This window comes from Acinetobacter stercoris (genome assembly GCF_900323515.1).
Classification (GTDB): domain Bacteria; phylum Pseudomonadota; class Gammaproteobacteria; order Pseudomonadales; family Moraxellaceae; genus Acinetobacter; species Acinetobacter stercoris.
The window spans coordinates 1-8691 of the sequence record NZ_OOGT01000177.1; the positions used below are offsets into that span (position 1 = coordinate 1).

General features: G+C 38.3%; 7 protein-coding genes. 4 read left to right on the forward strand and 3 right to left on the reverse strand.

Annotation, left to right across the window (positions count from 1 at the left end; genetic code table 11):
• Window positions 1-102 precede the first annotated feature (102 nt).
• Window positions 103-747 (forward strand): RluA family pseudouridine synthase, encoded by a 645-nt coding sequence (locus tag KPC_RS15345; protein WP_121975231.1) that lies wholly within the window; start codon window positions 103-105, stop codon window positions 745-747.
• A gap of 138 nt (window positions 748-885) precedes the next feature.
• Window positions 886-3723: an RNA polymerase-associated protein RapA gene (gene rapA / locus KPC_RS15350; protein WP_121975237.1), complete on the forward strand. Its 2838-nt coding sequence runs from the start codon at window positions 886-888 to the stop codon at window positions 3721-3723.
• 55 nt (window positions 3724-3778) lie between these two features.
• On the opposite strand, the gene KPC_RS15355 is transcribed toward rapA, so the two are convergent.
• The gene (locus tag KPC_RS15355) at window positions 3779-4798 is read right to left on the reverse strand and encodes an AI-2E family transporter (RefSeq protein WP_121975232.1); all 1020 of its coding nucleotides are present in this window, start codon (window positions 4796-4798) and stop codon (window positions 3779-3781) included.
• Window positions 4799-5158: 360 nt separating this feature from the next.
• On the reverse strand, window positions 5159-5791 hold the full coding sequence (fabR, locus tag KPC_RS15360; protein ID WP_228212282.1) for an HTH-type transcriptional repressor FabR: 633 nt from the start codon (window positions 5789-5791) through the stop codon (window positions 5159-5161).
• A 202-nt stretch (window positions 5792-5993) separates the two neighbouring features.
• Between fabR and KPC_RS15365 the strand changes: the two genes are divergently transcribed.
• Window positions 5994-7061 (forward strand): ferredoxin reductase, encoded by a 1068-nt coding sequence (locus KPC_RS15365; RefSeq protein WP_121975234.1) that lies wholly within the window; start codon window positions 5994-5996, stop codon window positions 7059-7061.
• 14 nt (window positions 7062-7075) lie between these two features.
• Window positions 7076-8170 carry a fatty acid desaturase family protein gene (locus KPC_RS15370; protein ID WP_121975235.1) on the forward strand — a complete coding sequence of 365 codons (1095 nt, stop codon included), beginning with the start codon at window positions 7076-7078 and terminating at the stop codon, window positions 8168-8170.
• 40 nt (window positions 8171-8210) lie between these two features.
• On the opposite strand, the gene KPC_RS15375 is transcribed toward KPC_RS15370, so the two are convergent.
• On the reverse strand, window positions 8211-8691 hold a 481-nt coding region (locus KPC_RS15375), incomplete at its 5' end, for a phosphotransferase-like protein (protein ID WP_121975236.1).

Sequence of the window (8691 nt, forward strand, 5' to 3'; positions counted from 1 at the left end):
TGATTTAAAAAACACATTTAAATAATCGAAAATATCCATTGTAATTTTTTGCCAAGATTCTTATCATTGCTCGCTTGTTTGCACGATCAGCGGAACTGAGCCTTGAGTAATTTTCTAATCGAGAACCTGATACATCGTGAAGATGATTTTATGGTTATCCATAAACCAGCAGGAATACTCACAGTTCCAGGAAAAACTGAAGATTTACAAGATTGTGTAATTAACCGTCTACTTGAAATTGAACCTAAAACACTTCTGATTCATCGCTTAGACCGTGATACTTCGGGTATTCTGGTATTTGCATTATCTAAATTTGGTCAGAAAAGCATTTCTCGCCAGTTTCAGGAGCGAGAAACCTCTAAAACCTATCTGGCACTGGTTGCAGGTATTCTAGATGGTGAGGGTATGATTGATGTACCTGTGGTTTATGATCCTACACGACCACCATTACATATGGCTGACCAGACACACAACAAGCCAGCTTTAACATATTATAAGGCAATAGAACATTTTAAAATTCAAGAGCATCCTGTGACACGTGTAGAATTGACACCTGTTACAGGACGTTCTCATCAGTTACGCGTGCATATGCAATATTTAGGTCATCCCATACTTGGGGACACTTTATATGCTACGGGAGAACAACAGTTGCTTAGTTCCAGACTTTGTTTACATGCAGAGAAATTAAGCTTTCATCACCCTAAAACAGAGGAGCTTGTACAATTTCATTGTCCAGTTCCTTTCTAGGAAATGTTTAAACAAATATTGAATGTGCTCATTTTTTAGTGAGCTTTATGTCAAAATGTATTGCGTAAAGGTGTAAAAATTTGCTCAAATAATCTCCTGATTTGAGTGACCTTTTTACAGACCCAAATTGAAATAAAGGTGGAAAAATTGCAGCAATTTGCTATTGGTCAACGTTGGTTATCAGACACAGAAACTGAGTTAGGGCTAGGTGTCCTGATTGATGTTGATGAAAGATCAATCAGTATTTTATTCCCGAAAAGCGACGAAACCCGTGTCTATGCGCGTAACAACGCACCTTTATCTCGTATTGTCTTTAATGTTAATGATGAGGTACAGGATCAGGAAGGTAATATCTGGACTGTTGAATCATTAGAAGATCGTCATGGTGTAATCCGTTATAACGTGGTTCGCAAACTGGAAGATGGCTCTGATGAGCGTAAATCTTTAAACGAAACACGCATAGGGGCTTCTATTCAGCTTTCAAAACCTCTTGATCGTTTGCTTGCCAGTCAGATTGATTATAAAGAATGGTACGACCTTCGTATTGAAGCAATGCAGATGCAAGCCAATATGCAAACCAGCCCATTACGTGGTTTGGTCGGTGCCCGTGTAGGATTGATTCCACATCAGCTTTATATTGCTCATGAAGTGGGGAAACGTTTTGCGCCACGTGTACTGCTTGCTGACGAAGTGGGGTTGGGTAAAACCATTGAAGCTGGCCTGATTATTCATCAACAACTCAAGACTGGTCGTTCTGAGCGTATTTTGATTTTGGTACCTGATTCACTTCAGTATCAATGGATGATTGAAATGCGCCGCCGTTTCAATTTGCAATTTTCATTGTTTGACTTAACGCGTACAGCATCGATTAAAGAACATGATCCTGAGCTTAATCCATTCCTGACTGAGCAATGTATTATTGCCAGTGTCGATCTGATGATTGACCATGATGACTTACGTGAGCAAGCGCTAGAAGCAGGCTTCGACCTTCTTGTCGTTGATGAAGCGCATCATTTGATGTGGAGCGAAGAAGAGGGTGGCAATGATCGTTATGATCTGGTTGAAGAATTTGCAGAACAGACACCTGGCGTATTACTACTTACCGCAACACCTGAACAGTTAGGTGTAGAAAGCCATTTTGCACGTTTACGCTTGCTTGATCCTCAGCGTTTTAGTGCACTTGATCGTTTTCTGGATGAAGAAGAGCAATATCATACCACTGCAAAAATTGCAGAAGTGTTGATGTCTGATTTGCCACTGGAACCCGCACATCTGGAAGCAGTTGAAAAATTATTAGGTCATCCAATTGCTGATGAACCTGAACAACGTTTCCGTGCGATTCATGAGTTATTGGATCGGCATGGTACAGGACGTATTTTATTCCGCAATACCCGTGAAGCAATTCAGGGGTTTCCTGGTCGTGATTGCCAGCCAGCTGCTTTACCTGCACCAGAAAACTGGTCTAAAGATGGCAAACTACGTGAGCAAATGTGGCCAGAAGAAGCTCAGCTTGATGGCTTGTGGATGGAAACAGATCCACGTGTTAACTGGCTAATGGAAAGATTACGTACTGACCTAAAACATAAAAAAGTATTATTGATCGCACGTAGTGGACCAGTTGTTGAAGCCCTGGAAAATGCTTTACGTTTACATGCGGGTATCCGTACAGCCATGTTCCATGAAGCCATGAGCTTACTTGAACGTGACCAGGCTGCTGCATATTTTGCAGAAGATTCTTATGGTGCTCAGATTTTGCTTTGTTCGGAAATTGGTTCCGAAGGCCGTAACTTCCAGTTTGCTTCAGATTTAGTCTTATTTGATTTACCTGCCAACCCTGATGTGTTGGAACAGCGTATTGGTCGTCTTGATCGTATTGGTCAGGAAAATCGTATTCAGATCCATGTGCCATATCTGATTGGAACTGCCCAAGAACGTATGTTCCGTTGGTACAATGAGGCATTGAATATTTTCAGTAATATCTCACCGACTGCGCAGACTTTGCAGGAAAACTTTATTGTTGATTTGAAAGATTGTTTACTTGCAGATAAAGGGCAACAATTTGAAGATTTGCTTGAAGAGGTAAATGTTCAGCGTCAAGCGCTCGAGGCAGAATTACAGGAAGGTCGTGATCGTTTGCTAGAATATAATTCATGTCGTCCAATGGTGGCTCAGGAAATTGTTCAAGCACTTGAAGATTATGACGATAATACTTTGCTTCCAATGTTTATGAAACGCTTTATGGCATCAACAAACATTGATTTTGATGAACAAAGTAATGGTACTGTGATCATCAAACCAACAGACCAGATGCAGGTACAAGGTCTGGATATTGATGAAGATGGTATGACGGTAACATTCTATCGTGATCAGGCGCAGATTCGTGAAGATGCACAATATTTGACTTTAGAGCATCCGTTTACTGAAAGTGTGATGGAGATGATCCGTACACAATCTTTCGGAAGTACCAATGTTGCATTACTTAAAACCAATGCCTTAAAACAAGGATCTGTTTTACTCGAAGTCTGGTTTAAAGTTGATGTTGTTGCACCAAAAGCTTTAGGTTTACCATCAAGTTTACCAACACAACTGATTCGTGTGTTGTTAACTGAAAATGGACAGGATATTTCAGCTAAACTGGATCCTGAAATCATTAAGCCATATTTACACCATTTGGATAGTAATAGCTGCCGTCAAGTGGTCAAAGCTCGTCGTGAAATTATCGAACAACGTTATAAACAGGCACTTGATATTGCCAAAAGTTCATTGCCTGCATTAAAGGAACAGGCAAAAGAAATTTATGGTAGCAAATGGCAGTACGAAATTGATCGTTTAACTTACTTAAAGCAATTTAATCCAAGTATTCGTGTCGATGAAATTGAGCGTTTACAGAAATTGCAAAAAGAAGGATTGACCTTACTGGATGGTTTAGCTGTAACACCAGAGGCAATTCAGGTTTTGGTTGTTGTCAAGCCTTAATTTCTATTCACAAAAAAAGCACCTGAATGGTGCTTTTTTTGTTTTTTATTGTCCTTTAAATCATTCCTGCTTCTTTAAGTTCTAATTTGATGTAAGCATAGAAGATTGGGGCAACAATCAAACCTGCTAAACCAAATAATGACTCGAAAACCAGCATGGCAAGTAAAACCTCCCATGATTTGGCATGGATTTTAGTACCGATGATTTTAGCGTTAATAAAATATTCAAGTTTATGGATAAAGATTAGATATAGGAGGGAAATACTGGCAATTGCTACCGAGATGGTTAAGCCTGAAATAACGGTGATGGTGTTGGAGAGCAAGTTTCCAACAATTGGAATGAGACCAAAAATAAAGGTCAGGATTACTAAAGTATTTGAAAAAGGTAAATGCACATCAAAGATTGGCAAAATGATATGCGAGTAAATAAAAAATAAAATCGTGTTGATCGTAGAAATTTTAAATTGGGCAAATACGACATTTTTAAAAGAAATAGAAAGGTTTTCGATACGTTGTACTAAAGCTCGTTTAAATGCAGGCTGATTAGGATCACGATGTAGCTGGTTAAGTGAAACCAGGATCCCGATGATCATACCAATTAACATTGTGGCGATGTTGTGTAAAACACCTGTCCCAGTATTTTTAAGTGTCGAAAGATTGTCTTTCATTAAATCAAAAATCTGGTCTTTTAATTCGGGAAAGCTATATGGAATAAATCCAGGAATATATTGTGCAACTTCAACTTGCAGCTTTTGTAGTGTTGCATCGACCTGGTTACTCAATGCTTTGACACCAGAGCCTTGTACTTCATGTTGCATAAAACTGACAAGGCTAGTCGTTCCCAATACAAGCAGTGCGACAATTATGATACCTAAAATTACACTGATCGTTAGCCTTGCACGTTGTCCATCAATGTATTTTTCAGTGACATTTGCAAGACTATTGATAATTTCATAAATAACAAAGCCAGCAAAAAAACTGGCTAAAAAATGCAGTGGAATAAGTAAAATCAGAAAAATGAGCATTAAAAGATAACTTGCAATAATGCATTGTTTCTCAGACATTAGTGGGTTCATAAGTTATTCCAAATTACTCGATTAACACTAAAATGAGATATGCAAAAGGCATAGACATTTAAAAACGTACCGAGTTTTCTTTATATCGTTTTAATCTTAATTCTATGTGAACAAGTTTGCATTAATATTTTATTACATTTTTAATAATATGGTTATATGAATTCGGATAATGCTTTAGATGGTTGAAAAAAATACGTTAAATGCAAATCAAGGGAATTAAACGGGCATACATACTTGAGTAAAAATCCAGAGTCACATCCATAGGTGAATTTTCTTCAGCCCTCAATCGATAAAGCATTTAAGCTATCTATTCAGATTTAATAATATGATTAAAAAACAGACAATACTTGATTGTTGCCCTTAAATGATTTTAGCTTCGTCTAGATGACGGGCACCTTCTAGAATCATTCGAATCATGATCATGGTTTGTTCTGCAACTTCTTTACGTTCCACTTGCGGTAAGTCAATCACCTTAGCTCCCATATTAAACACAAGTTGTGTAATAGCTTTGGCCACAAGATCTGGATGTGAAAGCTTACTGTTGTTAATCCGTTCCAAGCGGATCAGGTCTTCCTGCAGTTCTTGTTGAAAGAAATTGAGTTGGCGGTCTACAGCTTGTTTATAAGATGTCGAGCCTGTGTAACCTTCACGTAATAATAAACTCAGATTTCCTTCATCTGCATCAAGTTGCTCGATAAAGACCTGTACCGAACTGCGAATAATACTATTTTGTTTGATTGCTTTGATGCGAGCCTCATGCAAAATTTGACGCAGTACCAAGCCTGATCGCTCGATGAGTTCAATTGCAAGTTCGTCAATATCTTTAAAATGACGATAAAAGCTGTTTGGCGCAATTCCAGCTTCTCTTGCAACTTCTCTTAAACTTAAAGATGCAATACTTTTTTGTGGACCAATCAGGTTTAAAGCTGCTTGAAAAAGTTCTTCTTTGGTGATCGTTGCTTTTCTTCCAACCGTGCGAACTGATGCCTTCATGGGTGGGAGTTCGGAAGGGTCTGGTAACTCAAATGGTTCATAGGTGGAAGATGGATTCATATTTATCAAGCAAATAAGAGCATTTACCCATTATAGCCTTGCTCGTCAGAGAAAAGAAATGTCTAGATACAATACAAGCATATATACAAATATATATACATGTGTATAATAATTAAAAATTAACCGCGTGGTGAGCTTAACTATGCATGCAATTGAAAAAAGAAAATCTCCTTTAAGTACTTTTGTAGACAGTGTTTATGACAAAGATGCTGTAAACTTCTGGCTTAAAAAACTGAATTCACTTTGGTCTGTCAATCAGGCATTGGGGAAAATTGTCAAAAAAGAAAATGTTGCAAACGACATGACTGCTTTGACTATCCGTTGTAACCGTGTTTTTAAACAAGGCCTGGCAGGTCAACATCATCCTGTTACTGTCGAGATTAATGGTCGCCGTTATGAGCGTACATATAGTTTAAGCAATGTAGATGCAGATCATGTTGTGCTTACTGTTAAAAAAGTCGAACAGGGGCTAGTAAGTTCTTGGTTGAACCAACAGGCTCAAGTTGGAGACATTATTGAGTTTGGGACACCTTATGGCGATATGCTGGTACCCAAAGATACAACTTCGTTGGTATTACTTGCTGCGGGTAGTGGAATTACCCCGATGTATAGTTTGATTCAGTCTTTGAAGCAGACCGCAAAATTAAAGCAAATGAATGTTCAGCTTCTATATTGGGTTAAAAAGCATGGCGATGCTGCTTATTTACAGCAATTTGAACAATTGGCACAACAATACCCAAATCTACAGCTACATGTTTATTACACGCAATCGGATGATCCTGATGAGCGTTTAAATGTAGAACATTTAAATATTATTCCTGAATTGTCTCAAAGTATTGTTTATGCCTGCGGTCCTTCAGGTTTTGTGGCATCTGCTGAAACATTGTTTGAAAATGCACAGGCATTTATGGGTGAAGCATTTAGCATGACACCCATAGAAAATGATGACGTGGGCTTCGTCAATGTAACTTTGACTCAATCCAACAAAGTGGTTGCTATTCCTAAAGGTGAGTCGATTTTAGTGGCGCTTGAACATCAGAATATTAAGCCGACACATGGTTGCCGTATGGGGATTTGTCATAAATGTGTTTGTCATAAAGTTGAAGGTTCAACAAAAAACCTGCTTGATGGAAGTCTTAATCCTGAACCAGGTAATCAACTCAGAATATGTGTTAACTCAGCTCAATCTGACTTAGTCATTGATCTATAAGCGAGCAAATCTATATGAATATGCCAGTTAAAATTCAATATTTTAAAAACCCGAAAAATCGTGAATTATCTCAAGCAGAATTAGATGAATTGGCTCGTGAACTCGATGCAATTCGTCAGGAGGTTGTGGACGATATCGGTGAAAAAGATGCCAGATATATTCGCCGTGTTTATTCGACCATACGCTATAGCAGTATGTTGGGACGTGCGTGTTTGTTTGCAGGCTGGTTTCCGCCTGCTTGGCTGTTAGGTACAGGCTTACTAGGTTTTGCCAAAATTATGGAAAACATGGAACTTGGTCATAATGTCATGCATGGTCAATATGACTGGATGAATGATCCGAAGTTCAGTGGTAAAACCTATGAGTGGGATACTGTAGGGACTTCTGATAACTGGCGTCAAACGCATAATTTCAAACATCATACTTATACTAATATCAAAGGTATGGATGATGATATTGGCTATGGATTAGTTCGTTTATTTCCAGAACAGCGTTGGAGGTGGGGGTATATGTTTCAACCTCTATATAGCATCCCATTCTGCACTTTGTTCCAATGGGGAGTGGCGATTCAAAATCTGGAAATCGGTAAAGTTCTGAGTGGTCGTAAAACTAAGGCTGAGTTTAAAGAAGAGTGGAAACCTGCCCAAAAGAAAATCACTAAACAGTTATTAAAAGATTATGTTTTCTTTCCACTGATTGCGGGGCCAGCAGCATTACCAGTATTTGCGGGAAATTTTGTAGCGAATGGTATACGTAACGTATGGACGTTTAGTGTGATTTTCTGTGGTCACTTTACAAAAGACGTTGAAGTATTTCCAAAAACTGTTATGCAAAATGAAAGTCGCGGTCACTGGTATATGCGCCAGATTCGTGGGTCTTCAAATTTGAAAGGTTCAGAAGCGTTTCATATTTTGACCGGACATTTGAGTCATCAAATTGAACATCATTTATATCCAGATATTCCTGCCCGCCGTTACCGCCAAATGGGGCCAAAAGTTGAAGCCGTATGTAAAAAATATGGTCTAAATTACAATAATGCCAGTATGCTTAAGCAATATAGCCAAGTCATTGGTCGTATTTTTAAATATGCATTACCATTTAAAAAATAATCTTTTTCATGAAATCAAAGCCACTTTCGGGTGGCTTTTTTTAATCATGAATATTACGAAATCTGTAATTCCAGGCGCGTATGATTTTATTGGTACAGTTTTCAATAGAATCTGATGTATCAACTTCACAATCATAATGACAAAAACCATGTGTTTTTAGATGAAATTCGGCTTCACCGGTTGTTCTATTTCCACGTTTTTTTTCTCTTTGTTTTAATACTTCTAAAGGTGCGAAAACGCCAACCCAAAATACATCAAAAGGGGCTAGGATCGTATTAAGTTCATTAAACCATTCAGGTTGTTCGATAATGTGTTCAACCAATAAGTGATTGTTGGCTTGGGCAAATGTAGCAATTGACATGTGAAAGCCCTGAAAAAAATTATTTCTTGTCGATTCCCTTGTTATAGGATCAATAGGGCGAAATCCTGCATCTGCAAGTTGATCAGNTGAGTAAAAGCAAAAATCTACAGGTAACTTCTTTCTTAAATGGCTTGCAAGCGTGCTTTTGCCAGCACTGGAA

Coding starts and splice junctions, on each gene's coding strand:
- KPC_RS15355 (WP_121975232.1), bottom strand. CDS start 4,798: ATGAACCCACTAATGTCTGAGAAACAATGCATTATTGCAAGTTATCTT.
- fabR (WP_228212282.1), bottom strand. CDS start 5,791: ATGAAGGCATCAGTTCGCACGGTTGGAAGAAAAGCAACGATCACCAAA.
- KPC_RS15365 (WP_121975234.1), top strand. CDS start 5,994: ATGCATGCAATTGAAAAAAGAAAATCTCCTTTAAGTACTTTTGTAGAC.
- KPC_RS15370 (WP_121975235.1), top strand. CDS start 7,076: ATGAATATGCCAGTTAAAATTCAATATTTTAAAAACCCGAAAAATCGT.